General features: G+C 56.0%; 18 protein-coding genes. 6 read left to right on the forward strand and 12 right to left on the reverse strand.

Annotation, left to right across the window (positions count from 1 at the left end; genetic code table 11):
- Both LJU29_RS14260 and pmrG read right to left on the reverse strand, forming a co-directional pair.
- The gene (locus LJU29_RS14260; protein WP_257110811.1) at positions 1-1,488 is read right to left on the reverse strand and encodes an ArnT family glycosyltransferase; all 1,488 of its coding nucleotides are present in this window, start codon (positions 1,486-1,488) and stop codon (positions 1-3) included.
- A 182-nt stretch (positions 1,489-1,670) separates the two neighbouring features.
- Positions 1,671-2,351, reverse strand: a complete 681-nt coding sequence (gene pmrG, locus LJU29_RS14265) for a lipopolysaccharide core heptose(II)-phosphate phosphatase PmrG (RefSeq protein ID WP_257110813.1) — start codon at positions 2,349-2,351, stop codon at positions 1,671-1,673.
- A gap of 259 nt (positions 2,352-2,610) precedes the next feature.
- Here pmrG and LJU29_RS14270 point away from each other — a divergent pair, with 259 nt between their 5' ends.
- Positions 2,611-3,414, forward strand: coding sequence for a phosphatase PAP2 family protein (locus LJU29_RS14270; protein ID WP_257110814.1), 804 nt, complete (start codon positions 2,611-2,613; stop codon positions 3,412-3,414).
- Between the two features lie 263 nt (positions 3,415-3,677).
- Here LJU29_RS14270 and LJU29_RS14275 read toward each other — a convergent pair whose 3' ends face one another.
- From LJU29_RS14275 to LJU29_RS14295, 5 genes are all read right to left on the reverse strand, one after another.
- Entirely contained in the window at positions 3,678-4,697 is a 1,020-nt protein-coding gene (locus LJU29_RS14275) for a hypothetical protein (protein WP_002553498.1), read from the reverse strand.
- 374 nt (positions 4,698-5,071) lie between these two features.
- Positions 5,072-6,676 (reverse strand): hybrid sensor histidine kinase/response regulator, encoded by a 1,605-nt coding sequence (locus LJU29_RS14280; protein WP_005777149.1) that lies wholly within the window; start codon positions 6,674-6,676, stop codon positions 5,072-5,074.
- Positions 6,677-6,802: 126 nt separating this feature from the next.
- On the reverse strand, positions 6,803-7,960 hold the full coding sequence (locus LJU29_RS14285; protein ID WP_257110816.1) for a beta-glucosidase: 1,158 nt from the start codon (positions 7,958-7,960) through the stop codon (positions 6,803-6,805).
- A 2-nt stretch (positions 7,961-7,962) separates the two neighbouring features.
- Positions 7,963-9,144 carry a UDP-galactopyranose mutase gene (gene glf, locus LJU29_RS14290; protein WP_257110818.1) on the reverse strand — a complete coding sequence of 394 codons (1,182 nt, stop codon included), beginning with the start codon at positions 9,142-9,144 and terminating at the stop codon, positions 7,963-7,965.
- Positions 9,132-10,316 (reverse strand): glycosyltransferase family 1 protein, encoded by a 1,185-nt coding sequence (locus tag LJU29_RS14295; RefSeq protein WP_122320814.1) that lies wholly within the window; start codon positions 10,314-10,316, stop codon positions 9,132-9,134. The genes glf and LJU29_RS14295 overlap by 13 nt, the downstream gene beginning before the upstream one ends.
- A gap of 414 nt (positions 10,317-10,730) precedes the next feature.
- On the opposite strand from LJU29_RS14295, the gene galE reads away from it, so the two are divergent.
- A complete protein-coding gene (gene galE / locus LJU29_RS14300) occupies positions 10,731-11,759 on the forward strand; it encodes a UDP-glucose 4-epimerase GalE (protein WP_054995846.1) in 1,029 nt (342 codons plus the stop codon).
- A gap of 57 nt (positions 11,760-11,816) precedes the next feature.
- Here galE and LJU29_RS14305 read toward each other — a convergent pair whose 3' ends face one another.
- Together LJU29_RS14305 and LJU29_RS14310 are read right to left on the reverse strand one after the other, a co-directional pair.
- Positions 11,817-12,365, reverse strand: coding sequence for a cupin domain-containing protein (locus LJU29_RS14305; RefSeq protein ID WP_002553494.1), 549 nt, complete (start codon positions 12,363-12,365; stop codon positions 11,817-11,819).
- 127 nt (positions 12,366-12,492) lie between these two features.
- A complete protein-coding gene (locus LJU29_RS14310; protein WP_122320812.1) occupies positions 12,493-13,248 on the reverse strand; it encodes a gamma-glutamyl-gamma-aminobutyrate hydrolase family protein in 756 nt (251 codons plus the stop codon).
- Positions 13,249-13,375: 127 nt separating this feature from the next.
- Between LJU29_RS14310 and LJU29_RS14315 the strand changes: the two genes are divergently transcribed.
- From LJU29_RS14315 to LJU29_RS14325, 3 genes are all read left to right on the forward strand, one after another.
- On the forward strand, positions 13,376-14,263 hold the full coding sequence (locus LJU29_RS14315; protein ID WP_257110821.1) for a LysR family transcriptional regulator: 888 nt from the start codon (positions 13,376-13,378) through the stop codon (positions 14,261-14,263).
- Between the two features lie 147 nt (positions 14,264-14,410).
- Entirely contained in the window at positions 14,411-15,475 is a 1,065-nt protein-coding gene (locus tag LJU29_RS14320) for an aromatic ring-hydroxylating dioxygenase subunit alpha (RefSeq protein ID WP_005757671.1), read from the forward strand.
- Between the two features lie 73 nt (positions 15,476-15,548).
- Positions 15,549-16,499: a PDR/VanB family oxidoreductase gene (locus tag LJU29_RS14325; protein ID WP_054994971.1), complete on the forward strand. Its 951-nt coding sequence runs from the start codon at positions 15,549-15,551 to the stop codon at positions 16,497-16,499.
- Here the strand turns inward: LJU29_RS14325 and LJU29_RS14330 are convergent, their stop codons facing one another.
- Positions 16,500-17,210: a GntR family transcriptional regulator gene (locus tag LJU29_RS14330; RefSeq protein ID WP_005731854.1), complete on the reverse strand. Its 711-nt coding sequence runs from the start codon at positions 17,208-17,210 to the stop codon at positions 16,500-16,502.
- Positions 17,211-17,283: 73 nt separating this feature from the next.
- Complete coding sequence (locus LJU29_RS14335) at positions 17,284-19,254, reverse strand: putative bifunctional diguanylate cyclase/phosphodiesterase (protein ID WP_057453752.1); 1,971 nt, start codon at positions 19,252-19,254, stop codon at positions 17,284-17,286.
- Positions 19,255-19,502: 248 nt separating this feature from the next.
- On the opposite strand from LJU29_RS14335, the gene LJU29_RS14340 reads away from it, so the two are divergent.
- The gene (locus LJU29_RS14340) at positions 19,503-20,501 is read left to right on the forward strand and encodes a nucleoside hydrolase (RefSeq protein ID WP_257110826.1); all 999 of its coding nucleotides are present in this window, start codon (positions 19,503-19,505) and stop codon (positions 20,499-20,501) included.
- Positions 20,502-20,519: 18 nt separating this feature from the next.
- Here LJU29_RS14340 and LJU29_RS14345 read toward each other — a convergent pair whose 3' ends face one another.
- Positions 20,520-21,212: a hypothetical protein gene (locus LJU29_RS14345; protein ID WP_057423071.1), complete on the reverse strand. Its 693-nt coding sequence runs from the start codon at positions 21,210-21,212 to the stop codon at positions 20,520-20,522.
- Positions 21,213-21,255 lie beyond the last annotated feature (43 nt).

Here is a 21,255-nt window from a genome sequence, read left to right on the forward strand (position 1 = left end):
TCAGTTACTGACAGCCCCTGCCCCTGGTGCCTGACTGACGAAATAGTAGACACGATCCCCGACCTTTACGCTGTCAACAATCTGCAGAGGCGGTTCGGGTGGCTGCATGCTTTCCATCACAGCGACATTGCCGTCAGCGCTGGTAAGAAAACCAGTCAATTCAGCGTTACTATTGAGTGTTTTCATAAGGCTCTGACTATAGAACACGCTGGCCCCCGCCAGCCGTTCGCTGGGCTGGAACAAGGCAACCTGCCGTCCCTGAACCTGCAAGGTATGGACTTTGTCGGTCAGCGGCAGAAATGACAACTGCCTGTCGGCTTGTGGCGCGAGCCATAGGGCTGCACTTAGATAGCTCGCTACAACCAGCACAACGCCTGCAGCCATGAGCGCCTTTCCATTCCTCACGATCGACGCCGCAAAAAATGAGCGTCCCGAACGAGCCTGCAATCGCTCACCCAGAACAAAAGCATATTCCGCAGCAATCACTGCCGCCGCAGGTGCCAGCGACATCAGATAAACCATGCGTTTACTGGAGGCCAGCGACAACAACAGGAACTGCGCGCCCAACCACAGGGCGAAGAACAGCAGATAACGATTGGCCATTAATTGCTTTCGAAAATGCCACAACCCCAGATAAACCAGGATATTCCATGGCAAAAATGCTTCAAGCAGTTTTGTCAGGTAGTAATAGGCAGGTTCGTAGTGCCCCGCCTCTTCGAAGGAACCACTGAAGCGTCCAACGCTGTTGGTCCACAGCACGTCCTTCAATGACTGCGTGCCACCCTGTCCGTACAGGAAACACAGCCACACGAGCAGCGGAATCAGAGCAACAAGGGTGAACATTGCCGGGCGCAACCAGTGAGCAATAGCAATGCGTTTGTTCTGCAACGACTCGCAAACAAGCCAGGCGAAAATCACCACGCCCGGCATTGCCAGCCCCAGCACGCCCTTGCTCAGGGTCGCCAGTGTGATACCCAGCGTGAACAGCAACCAGGGCCCTGTAGAGAGTCCGTCACCACGCAGGCGATTACTGGCATGGAAGAATGCCAGCAAGGCCGTGGTTACCCCCAGCGCCAGCAAGGCGTCCTCGCCCACTTGCCGCGAATTGCTCCAAAAGCTGGCCTGGGTCGCCAGCATGAAAGCAGCTACCCAGGCCACGAATACCGGCCGGCCGAAACGCCGCAGCATGGTGTAAAGCAGCAACACGCTGAGCAGGCCGGCGCAGGCAGAAGCCAGTCTCACCGCCCATGGGGCAGGACCGAACACCCGAATAGCCGCCGCATCCAGCCACACACTCATCGGCGGTTTTTCCAGGAAAGGCTGGTTGTTCAATTTCGGCGTAATCCAGTTGCCACTCAAGTGCATTTCCATGGTGATGCCAGCAACGCGCGGCTCCGTCGAATTTTGCAACTGGTGATTTCCCAGTGCGAGAAAAAACAGCAAGACACACAGCAGCAACAGCAATGGCGAACGCACACGAGACGTCATCAAGGAAGATACCGGTTTGATGAGAAAGAGGACACCGACAGGCACAGGGCATTAAATTATAAACAGTGAGTTGTTGAATAATTGTTGAACAGCTCTTAAACACTTTTCACGCCTGCACAACCCAAGACTCACCCTTGTGTATAAATAAACAGAAATTTGACAACGCGAAAATACACCTCGGTTCAATGCCGCAGCAGATGAAGCCGGGAAAGTTGCGTCCAGTCCTCCGGGTTTATAACCCCCCGGATAACCGCTTTACCCCGACTGTCGAGCGAAATGAAAAGCGCGCTGTCGTACTCGCTGGTGGCAGCATGAGGATACCCATGCAGACTTTCCAGCTGACCGATACAACCGCTTTGCGTCACCAGAATCAGATTTCGATTCAGAGACTTGTGCGCCACGACCTCATTCAGCATTGTCTCGTCACAGTTGTACAACCATTCCTGGGCCTCCACCGGATGGCCAAACATGGCTTGTGCGGTCTGGGCGGTGCGGGTCAAGGGGCTGGTTATTACATCGGTGTGTGCGAGCCCGAGTTCGCTGAACGACCGGCCGACATCTGTCGATACGGAACTGCCGTAGCGAGTGATGCCGTCGTTTGCACCAAGGCACTCGTTGCTGGAGCGGTCGCAGCGTTCGCCGTGGCGAACCAGTACCATCACATCACCTTTCTTCCAGCTGGCATACAAACCGGACATGGCCAGATTCTCGCCCTGAACAAGCCGAACTGGCGAACGCGGCCAATAGGTGTACCCCGTCAACACGAGCAAGGAAATCACAATGGCGGCCGCCATCAGAACAGCGTTTATCCTGCCGCTCAGAAGCGAAGATGCCCTGAACGCGGATTTACCATAACTTTTCATCAAGTTGCCCCGCATGCCTGCCTGTTCAATGGACAGCCGAACACGCTGGCTCTGTCCTTATAAGGCCGCCAGCTTGATCAAGGACGCGTCATCGTCGGGTCAATAACATGTGAAAAAAATGCCAAAGCTGAATGAAACGGTTTTCATGAAACTCCCGCTAGGAATTGAACAGGCGGCTACGTATATTCTGCCTCGCAGAAGACTTGCGCACATCGATATGAACTCTCAAACCACGCAAATGACTACGGAATAAAAAAGAGTGCAAAGCGAAAAATCAAGATTCTATGCGTGGAACTTCGGCGTGCCGATGGCAATAGCGCTGTTGACCTTTGTCGTTTTTGATCTTACTTCGCTCGACGAAGCGATCAGCAACTGGCTGTACTACCCGCTTCAGGTATTTCCGTTTGAGCATGACCGCCTATTTGAAAATCTGACCCACCGCTGGCTCAGGATCATTCCCGACTGGACGGGAGAAGCCGCAGTGATCGGGCTGTTGCTGTCCTTTATATGGCCACTGCTGAAACCCGGGCGCAATGACCGAATGATTGGCCTGCTGGAAACTGCTCGGGTAGCGCCATTGTTACGCTTCACTGCTCGTCACCGTCGTGACCTGCTGTTTGTCGTGGTCTCTTTCGCGGTGATCACCGGCATGATCCACTTTTTCAAAAGTCACACGAGCATTTACTGCCCTGTGGAAACCACTCTGTATGGCGGCACAATGGAGAAAAAGGAGAGGTTCGAAAACTTCAGGCTGTTCCATGAAGCGGGCGCGGGTCGTTGCTGGCCAGGAGGTCATGCTTCGGGTGGTTTTACCATGGTGGCATTGTATTTCGTTGCACGCCGTTACTGCTGGCGTCACGCCAAGGCAATCCTTTACGCATCGACCTTATTGGGCGCAATCTACGGCACCACGCGAGTGGTTCAAGGCTGGCATTTCATGTCCCACACATTGTGGGCTGGCGTGATTGTCTGGCTCAGTGCACTGCTTACCGCGCTCGCTTTTTATGGCTGGCGGCAGTTGGCGCAACCGCTTGAAACCAGAACGGATAAACCACTCAGCTGAATCTGACGGACTCATTGTCCGCATCCTGCGTTGAGATTGAATATATATCCGGCAGAACGCTGTTAGAGTATTTGCTCTTTGAAAGTTGCCCTGTTACGCAGCTGTAGAGCCTCACGATGATGAGGTAAAAGATTGAGGGATGGACTTTACCAACGTGTAGCCGAGGAGGATCTTCACCAACCTGATATCGAACGGCTGAAATAAAAACGGGGAGCGATTAACGCTCCCCGTCTGGTACTTCAGTTCAGTCTTGCTGCATTAGATCAGACAGCAGCAACAACTTTGGCTGGCGGCTGAGTACGACGACCCAGTACACCGGCACCTGCTGCTACCAGACCCGAGATCACGAGAGTGATCAGCAGAATCCAGGCACCTTGCGAAACACGTTTGGCGGTCACTTCAGCCGCTTCACGGGCTTTCTGTTCTGCCTGAGCTTTCAGCTCCTGATACTTGGCATAAGCCTGGCGATAGCTGGCCTGAGCCTGATCGACGATCTGATTGGCTTCGGCATCAGTCTTGTTGCCACGCGCCTTGATCAGATTAACCAGCGCCTGACGGTCAGCAGCATCCCACGCCTGGTCACCTTTGGCTTTGATGCGGTCCATCAGGCCACCCAATTGCTCATCGGCTTGCTGAGGATTTTGTGCACTTTGTTTGGCAGTGTTCTGGGCATCTTCCTGGGTTGCCTGAGCTTCCTGCTTGACGTTGTCAGGGTTCAGCTCGGCTTTACCGGTCTGGCGCATGGCTGTTTCAATTTCACCCTGGATATCGTCCAGATTGAAATCAATACCCTGAGCGCGCAACTGATCCTGAATCTTGCCGCCGACGGCCGGCGCTACCTGAGCAATACCGCTGCCCAGTGCCGACATACCGCTGCCTGCCAGATTGAGGCCACCACGCACGACACCTGTTACCGCACTGGACACCAGATAGACAGTAATCAGCGATACGCTCGCCCATACCAGAAGACCATGAAAAGCGCCTTCACGCTGAGCCAGACGGCCAGCCGCCCAACCACCGACAAACAGCGAGATGACCGAGCTGACAACAACCCAGATACCCGCACCTGTGCCAATTCCGGACAACGGGTTGGCTTCCTGCATTGGGTCAATACTGGCACTTCCAATGGCAGTGCCCAACAGGTTCAACAACAGAGAAACAACCATGGCCAATACAACACCGGCCAGAATAGCGCTCCAGGAAATTCGTTTAAGCAGAGGAGCCATGGCATGCGTGTCTTGATACACAGGGGAGCCTGGAGCGATACGGTCGTCGCGAATCATAATAAGAGTCCTTTGAGTCATTGGCAGTGAACTGCTGAAATGTGTGGCGTACACTTTAATGACCCGGGCGACACTCAAGAAGTTTAAAACTTTTATAGACTTTTTTTCAGGCCTGCAGAATCACATAAAAAGGCGACGAACAGTGATCTCTATCAATGGAACGGAAGGAGACGACAATTCTCCACACGCTTTACAACTTCCCGGCCTGATTATCTGCTTTATTTTACAAGTGAAGTTGTCTGATGTCTGTTAATGCTCGACAGGCATTAACAATCACCGGCACTTCATAAAGCACAGTCAACAGTGGGTATAACCACACACTCATCGGCCTGACCGAGAACAGTCAGGCCTTCAGGTCTTCGTTAGCGGAACAATCAAGCGATACCGTTAGGTCCGTCCAGCACCTGCCTGACCTTCCGGGCAAGGTCTTGAGGCATGCAGGGTTTGGATACCACATCAAACTCGGAACCACCGATATCAGTTCGTTCGATCGAGCTTTCAGCATAGCCGGTGGTCAGCAGCACCTTGATCTTCGGGTACCTGCGCCTCACTTCCCGCGCGAGCATCACGCCGTTCATGCCGCCCGGCATGATCAGGTCAGTGAACAGCAAATCGTACCTGCTGCCGGATTCGAATTTCTTCAGTGCTTCACGAGCGTTGAGTACGATTTCGCAGATATAGCCATAGTCATCCAGCACCATCTTCGCCAGCTCGGCGACGTCGGGCCGGTCCTCGACAATCAGAATCCGCTCGCAGCTGCCAATGCGTCTGTCGACAGCTTTCGGTGGCTCCGCATGGGTCAGCATTGCCTCGTCTACCGGAAAATACAGACGCAGCGTTGTGCCAACACCTTCTTCGGTATAGATCCGCGCCGCGCCGCCCGACTGTTTGGCAAAGCCATAGACCATCGAAAGACCGAGCCCTGAACCCTTGCCCTCTTCCTTGGTGGTAAAAAACGGGTCCATTACGCGGTCACGAATACTCGATGGCATGCCAATGCCATTGTCCGTTATGGCAATACTGACGTAGCGGCCAGGCAGCAAGCCGTCATAGGACATGTTGGCCAACTCATCGACGACCAGATTGCGGGTTTCAATGGATATTTTCGGGTCAGGCCTGCCGATCAACGCATCCCTGGCGTTGATGAAGATATTCAGCAAGGCAACTTCTGCCTGGGTCGGGTCGATACGGCAGTTCTTCAATGCCGGATCCAGATCGGTTTCGATCGTCACGTGCGGCCCGAACGTACGCTCGATCAAGGGCTCGGTGCTGGAAACCAGGCCATTGAGGTTGAGCACCCGTCCCTGCAGTTTTTGTTTACGGGCAAATGCCAGTAATTGCTTGGTCAGCGTACTCGCGCGTTCGACAGCAGACTTGGCGTGATGAACGCTACGCTGGACACGCTGCACATCAATAGTGGGCTTCTCTGCAGCGCTACCGATCAAATCAATATAGCCCCCCATGACTTGAAGCAGGTTATTGAAGTCATGGGCGATGCCTCCGGTAAGCTGCCCCAGGGCTTCCATTTTCTGCGCCTGACGCAAGGCATCCTCAGCATCCCGACGTCGACTGATATCCAGTTGCGACGCAAAGAAATAGATCAGGTCTCCGGCATCGTTATAAACCGGAGAAATAAACAAGGCATTCCAGAACGTAGAACCGTCCTTGCGATAATTGAGAATTTCAGTGGAGATATCGACGCGCTCGTCAATCGCTTCACGAATGGACTGCACCACGGCCCGATCCGTTTCCGGCCCCTGAAGAAACCGGCAGTTGGTACCGATGATTTCTTCTGACGAATAGCCCGTCATTTCCAGAAACGCGCGATTGGAAAAAATGATCGGGTTGTCCGCACGGTTGGGGTCCGTCACGATCATTGGCATCCGTGTCGTTTCCACCGCCGCAAAAAAGATATCTTTTCCCTGATGCTGGATATCTCCCGTTGCAGCATTGTCGACACGGGCTTTTTCTTCCGACACTCCAGAAACTCCACACATATTGGTTGGGTGTAATTCACGTTCTCAAAGCTAGGACTGGCGGAGCCTTGAAAGGGTTCTCAGATTTTGGACAAAAAACGAATTATATTCATATGAGGGGCTAAACACTCAAAAAGCGTTCACGCCGAGAGCCGATTTTTCGTCCTTTTGTCGAATGAGAGCCGCAAATTCACTCGCACTCTCGCGTAACGCCACCTGCAAAGGGTGAAAGGAGGCCCGTTTGCCCTGCCCGTCTGCATAACCCAACAGGCCTGTCGGGCAGTATCGGGCGTCGTCCCAGCCCGGATAATCGAGAATGGGGTACCAGCAGATACCTTCTACCGGTAAGCCTGCCCTGACAGCCTTGCTGACCTCGGCACAAATGTAATTGAACCAGGGCAAACGCTGAACATCTTCGGCACCGGTTTCAGAAATCAATATCGGTCTTGCGTACCGTGTATGCAGCTCGCTCAACATGCCCTGAAAAGGCCTGTATTGCGGGTCGTCCTGAGTGAGCTTTCGCCCCTTGAATTGCCATTGGTTATGGGGGTAGAAGTTGACGCCCAACACATCCAGATACTCGGATCGGCCGCCCAGCCCAGGCAATTGCCGCCCGGATAAAAGATCCCAGGCTTCAAACTGCGCTTGCCTATAGCACTCTGCTGCCGCTATTTGCGCACTACCGCGCGTAGCCGGTACGACATGAATCAATGGTTCGGCCTGAATAAAACGCGCGCCTGGCTCTATTGCACGTATCGCCTCTATCGCCGCAATGCTGGCCCGGACCAGTTGCTGTTTGAGTTCCATGCCGCGCTGCCGACTACCGGGGTTGAAATAAGCAACTTCACCTCCCGCCCAGCTCCAGAACGAAATTTCATTGATTGGCGAATAAAAAGGGGCGGTCTCCCCTTCGTCTTTGACTACCTGAGCCACCGCAGCGGCAAAACGCGCAAAGCGCTCGACAAACTCCGGCCGCCAGATATCCAGATCATCAGGATAACCGTAATGGCATAAGTCCCAGATAACCTGAGTGCCCTGACGCCGCGCGGCTCGTAACATGGGCAGAAAACTGCTCCAGTCGTAACAGTTCGGGCTGGTTTCAATCAGGTGCCAGCGCATACCGTCACGCACGGTACCTATTCCGTGCTCCGCCATTGCGGCAAAATCTTCCGGTGCCCAACGGTCGTGCCCAGTGGAGCCAAGCAGATCGAGTCGCACGCCGTCGCGTCGTCGATGGCTGGCACACTCGAATCCGCCTATGAAGAAGCTGTCAAACAGACCGCCCATACTCAACCTCGCGCAGGTTGTTCAATCGGTTCGGCAATCTGCTCCGGCAACTCATGAGCCAGCCGCTGGTACAGCGCCAATGCCTGACCGACAATCTGGTCCATGTTGTAATACTTGTAAGTACCGAGCCGCCCAAGAAAAGTCACCTGATTCGACTCATCGGCCAAGGCTTTGTAACGCTTGTACAACTCCGCGTTTTCCGGTCGCGGAATAGGGTAGTAAGGGTCGCCCTCGGCACTCGGGAATTCATAGCTGATACTGGTCTGGGCATGCAGTTGACCGGTGAGTTGCTTGTATTCCGTAATACGCGTATGAGCAACTGCCTCATCCGGATAGTTGAACACGGCCACGGATTGAAACTGTGCCCGATCAACGGTCCTGTGCTCGAAACGCAACGACCGATATGGAAGACGGCCATAGCAATAATCGAAGTATTCATCGATCGGCCCGCAGTAGATCAGGTGCCGATACTGCACGGCCCCGCGTATATCGGCAAAATTGACCCCCAGTGCCACGTCGATAAGCGGGTGATCGAGCATCCGTTCAAACAGGTGCGTATAGCCATGCAGCGGCATTTTCTGGAAGGTATCCGTGAAGTAGCGATTGTCCGAAGTGGTACGGGTAGGCACTCGAGAGGTGACCGACCTGTCCAGTTGCGACGGGTCCAGCCCCCATTGCTTGCGGGTGTAGCCACGAAAAAACTTCTCGTACAACTCCCGGCCCACCTGATTGATCACAACGTCTTCGGAGGTTCTTATCATCTCTACCGGCTCGGCCCGGCTGGCAAGAAAGGCTTCGGCTTGTTGCTCATTCATCTGCAAACCGTACAAGCTGTTGAGCGTATCGAGGTTGATCGGAATAGGCAGCAATTGGCCATCCACGCTGGCAAGCACACGGTGTTCGTAGTCGCGCCATTCGGTAAATCGCGAAAGGTATTCCACAATGCGCTCGGCATTGGTGTGAAAGATATGCGGCCCGTATTGATGAACCAATACCCCGGCGCTGTCCAGGTGATCGTAAGCGTTACCCGCAATGTGTGGACGTCGGTCGATCAGCAAAACGCGTTTACCCAACCCGGCTGCCAGCCGCTCCGCCACTACACTTCCCGCAAAACCTGCACCGACGATCAGAAAATCATAATGCGTCTCTGCAAATGCGGCTGATTGAGGATTTATCCGAGGCATTGGGTTTGCTCCCCGGTAGTTACCAGGCCGATTTGCGCCTTCATGGCAGCGCACGTGTTGTCCCAGGACTCACCGGCCAGCACTGCATCAACTTTACGCAGAAAATCAGCAGGATCCCTATGCGCCAGTGCCTCGCGAATCGCGCGCACAAACGCGTCGGCATCATCGGCAATTGCGACGACTCCGGACTCACCGTAAGTTCTGACAACGTCGGCAATCCGGGTTGATACCACTGGACAACCGCCAGCCAGGTACTCCGGCGTCTTGGTCGGGCTGATAAAACGTGTGGAATCGTTCAGGGCAAACGGCATCAATGCGACATCCCAGCCAGACAGATAGGCAGGTAAATCGCGATAAGGCTTGCTGCCCAGATAATGAACGTTGTCCATATGCGGCAGGGTTGCCGGATCGATTTTAACGACGGGGCCGATCAAAATGATTTGCCATGTGGGCTGTGATTCCGCCACCTCTCGAATCAGTTCAATATCGAAACGCTCATCAATGACGCCAAAATAGCCCAGCCTTGGGTGGGGAATGCATTGTTGATCCTCCGGAACGGCAAGCACGTTGCGAGCGGCTGCAAAATGCCCGATATCGACGCTGCTGGGCATGGAGTGTGCATTTGTATGCTGTAGGCGCTTGGCCTCCCAGAGACTGAAGCCGCCGGTAAAGACAACATCTGCGCGCTTCATCAACGCTCGCTCCTGCTCGACAAGCTCTGGCGGCGCACCTTTGAACGCAGACAGCTCGTCCATGCAATCGAAGATCGTCACTTGCGCACGGAGGTGATCGGTAAATACCAGGCTCATCGGGGTGAAATACCACAGCAGCAGGTCGCCAAATTGTTGCGCATCCATAAAGCCATCCAGCAACGTGCGCTGTGCAGCTATGACCTGGTCAGGCTGCATCTGCAAAGGCAGGTGCGGCACCAGTACGGTGACACCGCATGCTTGCGGCAGTGACTCAAGCCAGATGCGAGGCGAGTCTGAAAGAGCAGGCTCCTCAAGAAACAACACCTGATAATCCTGCGCCATGCGCGACATGATGTGCTGCGGGCGCTGATACACAAACCCCCACCTGAGGTGGGACAGGCACAGCAGCAGCGGTCTGACTGCTGCCTCGACCCTGGTTAAGACTGACGTTGCGGATTGAATGTCCTGGACACCGTTCATGAAGTTTCCCTTTTGCTAAAGTCCTGGATGAAACTGAAGGGCTCTGTAAAGGGCTGAACTTCGACGGCATTCATGATGAGGATGTGCGTTGGCGGCTGTTGCATGCATGGACAATCACGTGCATAGAGCAACTATAGATATTCTCATTGGTTTCGAGCACGCGCTCGGACCGCTGTTCACTGATTCCGATAAAGGGTATGCGCCGTCGGGAATGAACCGTTGAACTCGGCGGTACAAATACGCCCCTAGTCTTGAGCGAATGTTTTTTGGCACCTGCGGTACGTTTTCCCCACGCGGTGGTCTGGTCCTGATTTTCGCAAGCAAGGCTCCTCTGTCGTCCTGTTGATAAAGGTCACGACGCCGAGCCCTCAGCGCGCCTCTTACCGAGGCGGCGAACATCCAGGAAGGATAATCATGATTCTGGTTACCGGTGGTGCGGGATACATTGGCGCTCACGTTGCGCTTGAATTGCTTGAAGATGGCCACGATGTCGTGGTGCTTGATAACTTGTGCAACAGTTCGCAAGAGACGTTGAGCCGGGTGGAGACACTCAGCGGGCGACAGGTGGACTTCATCCACGGCGATGTACGCAGCAAAGCGACGTTGAACCGGCTATTCGCCCGCCACCCTGTGAACGCTGTGGTGCATTGCGCCGGGCTCAAGGCCGTGGGCGAAAGCGTCAGAGAGCCGTTGCGCTATTTCGAGACCAACGTGAGTGGCAGCGTAAACCTCTGTCAGGCGATGGCGCAGGCAGGCGTGTTCAACCTTTTGTTCAGCTCATCAGCGACTGTATACGGCGACTGTGAACAAATGCCGCTGGATGAGAACTGCCCACTGGGTTTACCGACCAATCCTTACGGGCATTCAAAACTGATGGCCGAGCATGTGATGAAAAGCGTCGCTCGCTCGGATCCACGCTGGTCCATCGGGCTGCTGCGCTACTTCAACCCCATTGGTGCCCATTCTTCCGGATTACTGGGCGAGTCGCCCTGCAACACGCCGAATAACCTACTGCCCTTCCTGCTGCAGGTTGCCAATCGACGACGCCCTGCCCTGCACATTTTTGGCACCGACTACCCCACGCCGGACGGCACAGGTGTGCGTGATTACCTTCACGTAGTGGATCTGGCCGAAGGCCACTTGAAGGCGCTGGACAGAATACGCAGCGAACCAGGCGTATCCGTCTGGAATCTGGGAACCGGACAGGGTTATTCAGTCCTCGAGGTGGTGCACGCTTTCGAACGTATCTCCGGCAAAACCGTGCCTTTGATCTTTGAGCCGCGCCGGGCCGGAGACATTGCGGTGTGTTGGTCGGATCCGGGGAAAGCATTGCGTGAGCTGGATTGGCGCGCCAGGTTCAACCTTGATTCGATGCTCACTGACGCCTGGCGCTGGCAGTGCATGAACCCACAGGGTTATATGCCGACAGCACTGGTCAGTTGAGGTGCGGCCAAAGGTGTAAAGTGGCGGGGAATTACCCTCGCAGCAGGCTGCTGTGCGCTAAAAATTGGCCGGTGTGTTGGAACTGATGATCTCGGCCTCGTCCTGGCCAATGTTGCGGAAGCGGTGTGGCAAGGTGGTCGGGAAGTAATAACCGTCCCCGGGACCGAGAATATTGACCTGCCCATCGATGGTCAGCTCCACGGTGCCGCGCGTCACCAGCCCGCACTCCTCGCCTTCGCTGTGGACGATGGGCTCTTCACCCGAATCTGCGCCCGGCGCGTACTGCTCGCGCAGAAAACGCATCTGGCGGCTCGGCAGGGTTGCGCCGACCAGCAGCAGGCGAACACCGTTACGCCCCAGGTCAGGCTGGTCACCGGCGCGGAATACATACTGATCCTGCCCCGGTGGCTGGTCGAAGGTGAAGAAATCCGCAAGCGTCATGGGGATGCCCTCAAGCAGCTTCTTCAACGAGCTTATAGAGGGGCTGACACGATTTTGCTCAATCAGGGAAATCGTGGCATTGGTCACACCACTGCGTCTGGCGAGTTCGCGCTGTGACAGCTTGTAGCTTTCACGCACCAGTTTGAGTCGTGCTCCCGTATCCATAATGGCCTTGTGTGAAAGATATCCGATGAGTGAAGCAAAGCCCAGTTGGAATGGATTGTCCATCGCCCAAGGCCGCAAAGCCGGATATTAAATCACGTTTGCCAGCAACACTCAGCAGCTCATCGCACTACCTGCCCTGCCGGTTCCGGGCATACGCCAGGCAGGCTTCACGGAATGCCGTGAACACGTTCAGCGACACAGGGTTGTTCATGAACTCCCACTCCGGGTGCCACTGCACACCCAGCAAAAAGCCTGGCGCACCGGGCAGGGAAACCGCTTCCACCAGACCGTCGGGTGCCAGTGCTTCCGCGCGCAGATCCGATGCCAGACGATCGATACCCTGACTGTGCAGGCTATTGACCTCGAACCCCGGCGCCAGCCCGAGCGCCTCCAGCACCCCGCCAGATCGCACCTGCACCGGGTGTTGCGTCGCATATTGCACAGCCAGCACATCGCTTTGCGGCTCACGGTGATCCAGATAGCCAGGCAATTCCTGCACCCTCTGATGCAGGCTGCCGCCCAGTGCAACATTCAGTTCCTGAAAACCACGGCAGATGCATAACACCGGCACACCCTGGGCGATGGCGGCCCTGAGCAGCGGTAATGTTGTGCGATCCCGAAACACGTCGTGGGCAGTGCCTTCCACGCTTGCCGGGCCGTTGTAATGATGCGGCTCGACATTGGACGGCGAGCCGGTAAACAGCAAACCGTCCAGTGAGGCCAGCAACTGCGCAGGCTCGGTGGGCACGTCGAGCGCGGGCAGAATGACCGGGACACCCGCAAACGCCGCCGCTTCGACATATTTATCGCCTGCGGTATGGGAGGAATACTTGCCCAACTGCTGACGGCAGGCAGTAACGCCGATCAAGGGAGGTCGTGACATACGTTGAATCCTTGTGAATCTGGTGAGCCAGCACGTCAATATGACGCTATCCAGGCGGTATAAAACCAGTCTAGGATACTCATCTGCGCAACAAACATAGGCATTCAGGCAAAGGAACAATGCAGCGATGCAATATGAAATCACCCATGCCGATCTCTCTCTGGTACTGGCGCTGGTACGCGGCCGAACTCTGGCGCGTGCTGCAGATCTGCTGCACGTTGATATTTCTACAGTGTTCCGCTCGATCCGACGCCTGGAGTCAGCCATTGGTGCTGCGCTGTTTGAAAAGAACCGCCGCGGCTACATTCCGACGGATGCCGCCCAGGCCATGGCCGAGCAGGCGGAACACGCCGAACAGGCACTCGCCGCTGCCCGTATTGCCTTGCAGCAAGGCGAACAGGTCGTCAGCGGTACGGTACGCCTGACGTGCACCGACGCGGTATTGCACAGCCTGCTGCTGCCAACGCTCGCGGACTTCATGCCGCAGTACCCTGCCCTCACGCTGGAACTGGCCACCTCGAATGCGTTCGCCAACCTCAGCCGTCGTGACGCCGACATTGCGTTGCGCCTGACCAATACCCCGCCCGAACACCTGATCGGACGATGCGTGGGCAGCGCGGACTACTTCATTTGTGGCCGCCCAGAATACCGCGACGCACTGACGCACAGCCCCGCCTCCATTCCCTGGATCAGCCCGGACGACTCGATGCCCGACCACACCTCGGTGATCTGGCGTAAACAGGCATTCCCGGCGGTGAGCCCGCGCTATCGCTGCAGCAACATGTCGGCGGTCTCTCAACTGGTCGCTGCCGGCCTGGGCGTGGCGGCCTTGACCGATTTCACGATTCAGGGCCTTGGCTCAGTGGAACGGCTGAGTGAACCACTGCAAGGGTGCAGCACCGATCTGTGGCTACTGACCCGTCCCGACTGCCGCGCGTTGCGCTCCGTGCAGACCCTTCTGGAAGCACTCGCGCCCCGTCTGCGAGCAGCATTGCTGGCCTCCAGATCCGCCTGATCGCCAGCCTGTGGATCCATTAAACAATAGTTAATAAAATTAATCATTGGATTAATCTCGATCCTGTGGCATTAATAATCACGAGGAAAAGAACATGATTCATTCTGTGGATCCATAAGACCAATAATCGAACCGTGGAGAACCGTCATGCACCCGAAAAATGCGTGGTACGTCGCCTGTACAGCGGATGAAGTCGCCGACAAGCCTCTGGGCCGGCAGATCTGCAACGAAAAGATGGTCTTCTATCGCGACCAGAACCAGCAAGTTGTCGCCTTGGAAGATTTCTGCCCGCACCGCGGTGCTCCGCTGTCGCTGGGTTATGTCGAGAACGGCCAACTGGTATGCGGTTATCACGGGCTGGTGATGGGCGGCGATGGCAAGACCGCCGCGATGCCCGGCCAGCGTGTTCGAGGCTTCCCCTGCAACAAAACCTTCGCAGCGGTCGAGCGCTACGGCTTCATATGGGTCTGGCCTGGCGACCGGGAGAAGGCCGATCCGGCGCTCATCCACCATCTGGAGTGGGCGGTCAGCGACGAATGGGCCTACGGTGGCGGTCTGTTTCATATTCAGTGCGACTACCGCCTGATGATCGACAATCTGATGGACCTCACCCACGAAACCTACGTGCATGCGTCGAGCATCGGCCAGAAGGAAATCGACGAAGCAGCGCCTGTCACGACAGTCGAAGGCGAGGAAGTCATTACCGCGCGCCACATGGAAAACATCATGCCGCCGCCGTTCTGGCAGATGGCGCTGCGTGGCAACAACCTGGCCGATGACGTGCCAGTCGATCGCTGGCAGATCTGCCGCTTCACCCCGCCCAGCCATGTACTCATCGAGGTAGGCGTAGCACACGCGGGCAAAGGCGGCTATCACGCGCCTCACGAGTTCAAGGCCTCGAGCATCGTTGTCGACTTTATCACGCCAGAGACCGACACCTCGATCTGGTACTTCTGGGGCATGGCGCGCAACTTCAACCCGGCTGACGAGCAACTGACGACCACCATCCGCGAGGGGCAGCGCAAGATCTTCAGCGAAGACCTGGAGATGCTTGAACGCCAGCAACAGAACCTGCTTCAGCACCCGCAGCGCAACCTGCTCAAGCTCAACATCGACGCCGGCGGTGTGCAGTCGCGCAAGATTCTGGAACGCTTGATCGCTGCCGAACGAGCCAGCACAGCTGAACAGATTCCAGTAATGGCCACTAAATGACCGCCTGCTGCCAGCCCGAATGCGTTGAAAACAATCAGAAGTGACCCGTGCTGCGGTCACCCGAGGACATACCATGATCGACGTGACCGTGTTATCACGTAACGATGAAGCGCTGGATATCTGCAGTTTCGAGCTAGTGCGAGCCGATGGCGAGTTGCTGCCGCCTTTCACGGCAGGCGCACACATTGACGTGCACTTGCCTGACGGGCTGATCCGCCAGTATTCGCTGTGCAACGCACCGAACGAGCGTCATCGTTACCTGATTGGTGTCCTCAACGATCCGGCTTCACGCGGCGGGTCGCGCAGCCTGCATGAGCAGATTCAATCAGGCGCGCAACTACGCATCAGCGAGCCGCGCAACCTGTTTCCGCTGGCCGGGAACAGCCGTCGCACGCTTCTGTTTGGCGGCGGCATCGGCATCACCCCCATTCTGTGCATGGCTGAACAGCTTGTGCTGGAGGGTGCCGATTTCGAATTGCACTACTGTGTTCGTTCCGTCGAGCGCGGCGCGTTTATCGAGCGCCTGAAGCGTTCATCATTTGCCGACCGGGTCACGCTGCACCTTGATGAACAGCCCACTACCGCGCTGGATGCTGCCAATGTACTCGCCCAGCCGCAACCCGATACCCATCTGTATGTGTGCGGACCGGGTGGTTTCATGCAACACATCCTCGACAGCGCCCGTGCTGCCGGCTGGTCTGAAGACAATCTGCGCCGGGAGTACTTTTCTGCAGAGCCGGCGGACACCAGCAATGACGGCAGCTTTTCTATCGAGGTTGCCAGCACCGGCCAGGTGCTTGCCGTTCCTGCCAACAAGACGGTCGCCCAGGTGCTCGAAAGCCACGGCATAGATATTCCGCTGTCGTGCGAACAAGGTGTGTGTGGCACATGCCTGACGCGCGTCCTCAAGGGCATTCCGGATCATCGGGATCTGTTTCTGACTGAAGACGAGCAGGCGCTCAACGATCAGTTCACGCCATGCTGCTCACGCTCGAAAACCCCACTGCTGGTGCTCGACATCTGATCAGTTCGAGCGCTGGATGACCTTCATGCGCTCGTTCAAACCGGCACCGAAAATCTCCGCGTAGCGCAGGGTAGCATTGGCATGCTCACGCATGATCGCCTCGGCACGAGCGCCCTGCCCGCTCACCAACGCATCCACCACCGCATGATGCTGCATGTGGGCGAAATTGAAGCGCCGGTATTCGCGAATCAGGTTATCGCGATCCACTGCCAGCGCCGTCACCGAGGCAAAAGGCAGATGGTCGTTGCGTGCCAGCGCATCGGCAATGGCGCGATTACCGCTGCCTGCCACGATCACTCGATGCAGGCGCATATTCATGTCGTGATAGACCTCAAGATCATCCTCAGTGACATAACCCTTTTCGAACAGCGCATCGCCCTGCACCAGGCAGGCTTCAAGCTCGTCCCGAGCCTCCTGCGTCAAGCCACGTTCGGCCATCTGCCGCGCCGCCAGACCTTCCAGAACACCACGCACGTCGACCGCACCGGCGATTTCCATCGGCGTGATCGAGCGCACCTGAAAACCGCGCCCGCCAAAGGGCACCAGCAGGCCTTCCTGCTCCAGGGTACGAAACGCCATACGCACCGGCATGCGCGACACGCCGAACAGCTCGGCGGTCGGCACTTCCATCAAGCGCTCGCCGGCCGCCAGCTCGCCTGACGCAATCATCTTGCGCAACGCAACAAGAATGGTCTGCCCGGGTTTGCTCATTGACAGGATTCCGTGGAGATCGAAAAACGCATCTTACTCCACGTACACAGGGGAATGGTTCAAGCGCAGTCGATCAGATCCGGCACGAGGCTGCATAACCGAAGGTGCGCTCCTCATCCGGCGTTTCGATCCACACCAGGGTTTGTTCAAAACTGATCGGTGGACTGTAGAAATAACCCTGCACCATCGTGCACCCAAGGCTGGTCAGTGCATTCAGCTCATCCTGCGTCTCGACGCCTTCAATCACGCAGCCAAGAGACATGTCCAGACTCAAGGCAACCAGCGATTTCACGATCTTGTAGCTCGCCGGATTGTCATGCACACCGGTTACAAAACTGCGGTCAATCTTCAGTTTGGTCAGCGCCAGCGCATGCAACTGACTGAGGCTGGAGTACCCGGTGCCAAAATCATCCAGCGAGATACCGCAACCCAGTTGCCGGAACTGTGCAATAGCCTGCTGTACCTGGGCAATGTCCTGCATGACCGCCGTTTCGGTGATTTCCAGATCGAGCCGTGAGGCATCGAAACCGCTGTTTTCGATGATCTCGACAATGGTACTGACACTTTCCCAGGTCGCGCAGTCGTGCGCCGACAGGTTGAACGACAGTCTGATGGGCGCCGGCCATGACAAGGCCCTCTTCAATGCATGAGTCAACAAGGGTGCGGTGAGCTTGTTGATCATGCCGATTCGCTCGGCAATCGGAATGAAATGCGCAGGCGATACCGAGCCCAGTTCCGGACTTTTCCAGCGGGCCAGAGCCTCGAAAGCCACCGTTTCGCGTGTGCAGCTTTCAATGATCGGCTGAAACAGCACGTAGAACTCGGTCTCCAGATTGGCGCGCCGCAATGCCTGCTCGGTTACGCCATCGGCGTGCAACTGCTCGCGGTGGCTGGCGGAGAACAGGCAGGTAGTTCCGGGGTTATGGTCTTTGCCCTGATAAAGCGCGTAGTCGGCAAACTCGAACAGTTGGGTGGCATTGTCTGCAGTGGCCGGAAACGTAGCGAAGCCCAAAGTTGCGCCAATCTGGATGGGCATGTCCGACAGCTCGAAGCTTTCATGCATCAGTTCACACAGGTGTTTACCAAACGCCAGCAATGCATCGTTGCTGATATCACCCTTGATAACCAGAGCGAACTCGTCACCGCCCAGTCGCGACACATGCACTGTATCGCTGGAGGCACTGGTCAAACGTTCGGCTACCAGCATCAGCAGACGGTCGCCGGTACGATGCCCATAAAGGTCATTGACTGGCTTGAACCCGTCCAGATCCAGCACGCCGACCGCCAACCCGGTGCGCTGCGCCAGCGCCTCCTGCATGGCCGTGTCCAGTGTCTGAAAGAACTGTCGGCGGTTGGGCAGCCCCGTCAAACTGTCCTGATTGGCCAGCAGAAGGTTCTCATTGCTCAGTTGCTCGGTTCTTATCTGAACATTCACCAGGCTGGTGAAATCGCGGTATTGATACTGAAGAATGATCAGCATGCCAATCGATACCAGCACGATGTTCACTGCTGTGGCGATGAAAGTAATGTTGTGCGTCGACGCGAAAAAAATAACAAACGCAGTGTTGACCACAACTGCAGTGGTCAACGCCGCAGGCCGCAAGTGCATCATGCAGAAGATGCAGACAATCACGGTGATGCCCATGAAAAACGCCACGTGCGCCTGGGCATAGGCATCGCCATAGGGATAAAGCGACAGCGACCAGGCGGCGAAACCGGCAGCGATCACGCCTGCCAGTCCGTTGGTCTCGCGCAACGTCGCCAGAATGGTGGTTGGCGCGGGTGGCGGCCGGTTTACCGTGAGCAGCCACTTGCGCGCACGAATAGCGCAAACAATAGTGAGCAGCGCCGGAACCAGCAGGGTCAGCCACATCGGAGCAGTTGCCCAATGGGTGAATGCCAACGCCCAGGTGTTGACCAGCAGCACGAAATACATCAATGGCAGCTGTCGGGACAACGCAACGTATTGGGCCTGCAACAGCCTGGGATTATCAGCGGGTACAGACATCACGGTGCGCAAGGCACTCACTAGTTTTTTCAGCATCGCAAGGCTTCTCTGTCACTACAGTCAAAGCACACGTGGCTTGCTGCTCATCATGTGAGCCAATTAATGATCGGCCCACTTGTCATGCTCTCGGCAGGTGTGATTAATTCTTTACGGTAAAACCGATCCATGCGTCGGTTTAATGGAAATAAACAGGCGATACCCTTTTCGAGCAGCTGCTCGGGTATATCTAAAACGCTTGCAACCCCCCTCTTTTCAATCGTCCCCTATGGGCAGGGAGCATTACCATGAACAGGAAAGTCATTATCGATACGGACATGGGCTGGGACGACGTACTGTCCATCGCCTACCTGATGAAAAGGCCGGACATCGACATCGTCGGTATCACGGTCACTGGATGTGGCGAAACGGATCTCGGCTGGGGCGTCATCATCGCGCAGCATTTACTGGGCATTGGCAACCGTCTCAGTACTGTTGTGGCAAAAGGCACCGATAAGCCACTTGAGTACGACAACCGGTTTCCACAACCATTCAAAAACGATATGAATGACATCATGGGCCTTCTGGGAACGCTCAATCCGACTGCCTTGCCGGCGTTATCAAACCTTCCCGCGTGGGAGTTCATGTATCAGGCCGTGAATAACAGCCAGGATAAAATCACTGTTCTTTCGCTGGGTGGCTTTACCAACATTGCGAAGATGCTCTCACTGAGTAACCAACCCGCAGACTTCCAGATGATCGAGCAGATCGTCGCCATGGCTGGGGCTGTCTATGTTGACGGTAACGTCGCTGCATTGAACGACGCTCAAAAGGAATGGAATCAGGGTGAGGCCTACAGCAGTAACCACTACGCAGAATGGAATGTGTTCGTCGACCCTGTCGCGGCCGATGCCGTTTTTCAGTCGAGCCTGCCATTGACCCTCGTCCCGCTGGACGTCTGCAACCAGGTCATTCTCGACGCGAGCTACTCGCAAAAGATTACGGCGAGCGACCCTGTCGCCTTGCTGGTCAAGCAAGTGCTTGAAACCAAATCAGGCACGCACGCCGAAGGTTATCCGGTACCGATATTCGATCCGCTGGCAACGATGCTGATGGCAGGCGGTATTGAAGCGACGAAAATTGATAAGCAGTTTCTGTCCGTCAACACGAGCATTACACCGCAGGACAATCACTGCGGACAGATACAACTACAAGGCAGCGGTTCGCGAACCATCACCTCCGTGCTGGGTGTGTCGCAGTTCGCGTTCAGCGCGAATTTTGCTCAGGTCATCAACAACCGGACATGAACCAGGCGAGACCTAGACTCAGTTCGCCGCCACCTGAGCCCTATCGGCTTGCATAACCAGCGCTTTGAGCGATGCATCGAATTGTTTCAGCGCATTGACCTGCAGCTCACGCTGCTGGTCAATCTGTGCGGCAATTTCTGGAGCAGCTTTGCCCTGCACCCAGACCGAGGTCATCTCCTTGACCACCTCACCTTCTGCCTTGCCGATGTATTGCAGATTGGTGTCATAAAACCGGGCCATGAACCGCGCTTCGACCTGACTGTTGCGCTTGCTTACCAGACGGTTGTAGGTATCAAGCATCACCACCACGTCGGGGCGCGCTTTCATCACCGCGTCGAGGTTGTCGTAAACGGTCACCGAGGCGAATTCTTTCTGCAATGAGCCTACCAGCCAGTCGGTTGCCAGTTTCGGGTCCGAACTGCTGATGAATGCATTGCGGATACGCGAATCGAGCGCGCCGTTCTGTCCGCTCCTGAGCGCTACCGAGTGATAGTTGTTCAGGTACTGGAGGTTACTGACGGTGTTTTCGCTGTACAACACCCCCACTGACTGAGTGTGTTGCAGACTGGAGGCGCTGTCGGCCACCGGCATGAAGTGGCAAGACTGCTCTGAGACCGTAGAGACTGACGAGACGGCAGCATTGGCTGGCGCAGTGAGCATCATGCTGGTGCTTAGCACGGCAGCAAACGTCAACAGGTTAAACATTCTCATCGCGTCGTCTCCCTTTGGAGCAGGTGGCTATGGCGCCATCCTC

The sequence above is a fragment of the Pseudomonas ficuserectae genome, from assembly GCF_024584585.1.
Classification (GTDB): Bacteria; Pseudomonadota; Gammaproteobacteria; order Pseudomonadales; family Pseudomonadaceae; genus Aquipseudomonas; species Aquipseudomonas amygdali.

Excerpts from the sequence above, each read along its gene's own strand:
- LJU29_RS14260 (WP_257110811.1), bottom strand. The coding sequence starts at position 1,488 with ATGACGTCTCGTGTGCGTTCGCCATTGCTGTTGCTGCTGTGTGTCTTG.
- pmrG (WP_257110813.1), bottom strand. The coding sequence starts at position 2,351 with ATGAAAAGTTATGGTAAATCCGCGTTCAGGGCATCTTCGCTTCTGAGC.
- LJU29_RS14275 (WP_002553498.1), bottom strand. The coding sequence starts at position 4,697 with ATGATTCGCGACGACCGTATCGCTCCAGGCTCCCCTGTGTATCAAGAC.
- LJU29_RS14285 (WP_257110816.1), bottom strand. The coding sequence starts at position 7,960 with ATGGGCGGTCTGTTTGACAGCTTCTTCATAGGCGGATTCGAGTGTGCC.
- glf (WP_257110818.1), bottom strand. The coding sequence starts at position 9,144 with ATGCCTCGGATAAATCCTCAATCAGCCGCATTTGCAGAGACGCATTAT.
- LJU29_RS14295 (WP_122320814.1), bottom strand. The coding sequence starts at position 10,316 with ATGAACGGTGTCCAGGACATTCAATCCGCAACGTCAGTCTTAACCAGG.
- galE (WP_054995846.1), top strand. The coding sequence starts at position 10,731 with ATGATTCTGGTTACCGGTGGTGCGGGATACATTGGCGCTCACGTTGCG.
- LJU29_RS14305 (WP_002553494.1), bottom strand. The coding sequence starts at position 12,365 with ATGGATACGGGAGCACGACTCAAACTGGTGCGTGAAAGCTACAAGCTG.
- LJU29_RS14310 (WP_122320812.1), bottom strand. The coding sequence starts at position 13,248 with ATGTCACGACCTCCCTTGATCGGCGTTACTGCCTGCCGTCAGCAGTTG.
- LJU29_RS14315 (WP_257110821.1), top strand. The coding sequence starts at position 13,376 with ATGCAATATGAAATCACCCATGCCGATCTCTCTCTGGTACTGGCGCTG.
- LJU29_RS14320 (WP_005757671.1), top strand. The coding sequence starts at position 14,411 with ATGCACCCGAAAAATGCGTGGTACGTCGCCTGTACAGCGGATGAAGTC.
- LJU29_RS14325 (WP_054994971.1), top strand. The coding sequence starts at position 15,549 with ATGATCGACGTGACCGTGTTATCACGTAACGATGAAGCGCTGGATATC.
- LJU29_RS14330 (WP_005731854.1), bottom strand. The coding sequence starts at position 17,210 with ATGAGCAAACCCGGGCAGACCATTCTTGTTGCGTTGCGCAAGATGATT.
- LJU29_RS14335 (WP_057453752.1), bottom strand. The coding sequence starts at position 19,254 with ATGCTGAAAAAACTAGTGAGTGCCTTGCGCACCGTGATGTCTGTACCC.
- LJU29_RS14340 (WP_257110826.1), top strand. The coding sequence starts at position 19,503 with ATGAACAGGAAAGTCATTATCGATACGGACATGGGCTGGGACGACGTA.
- LJU29_RS14345 (WP_057423071.1), bottom strand. The coding sequence starts at position 21,212 with ATGAGAATGTTTAACCTGTTGACGTTTGCTGCCGTGCTAAGCACCAGC.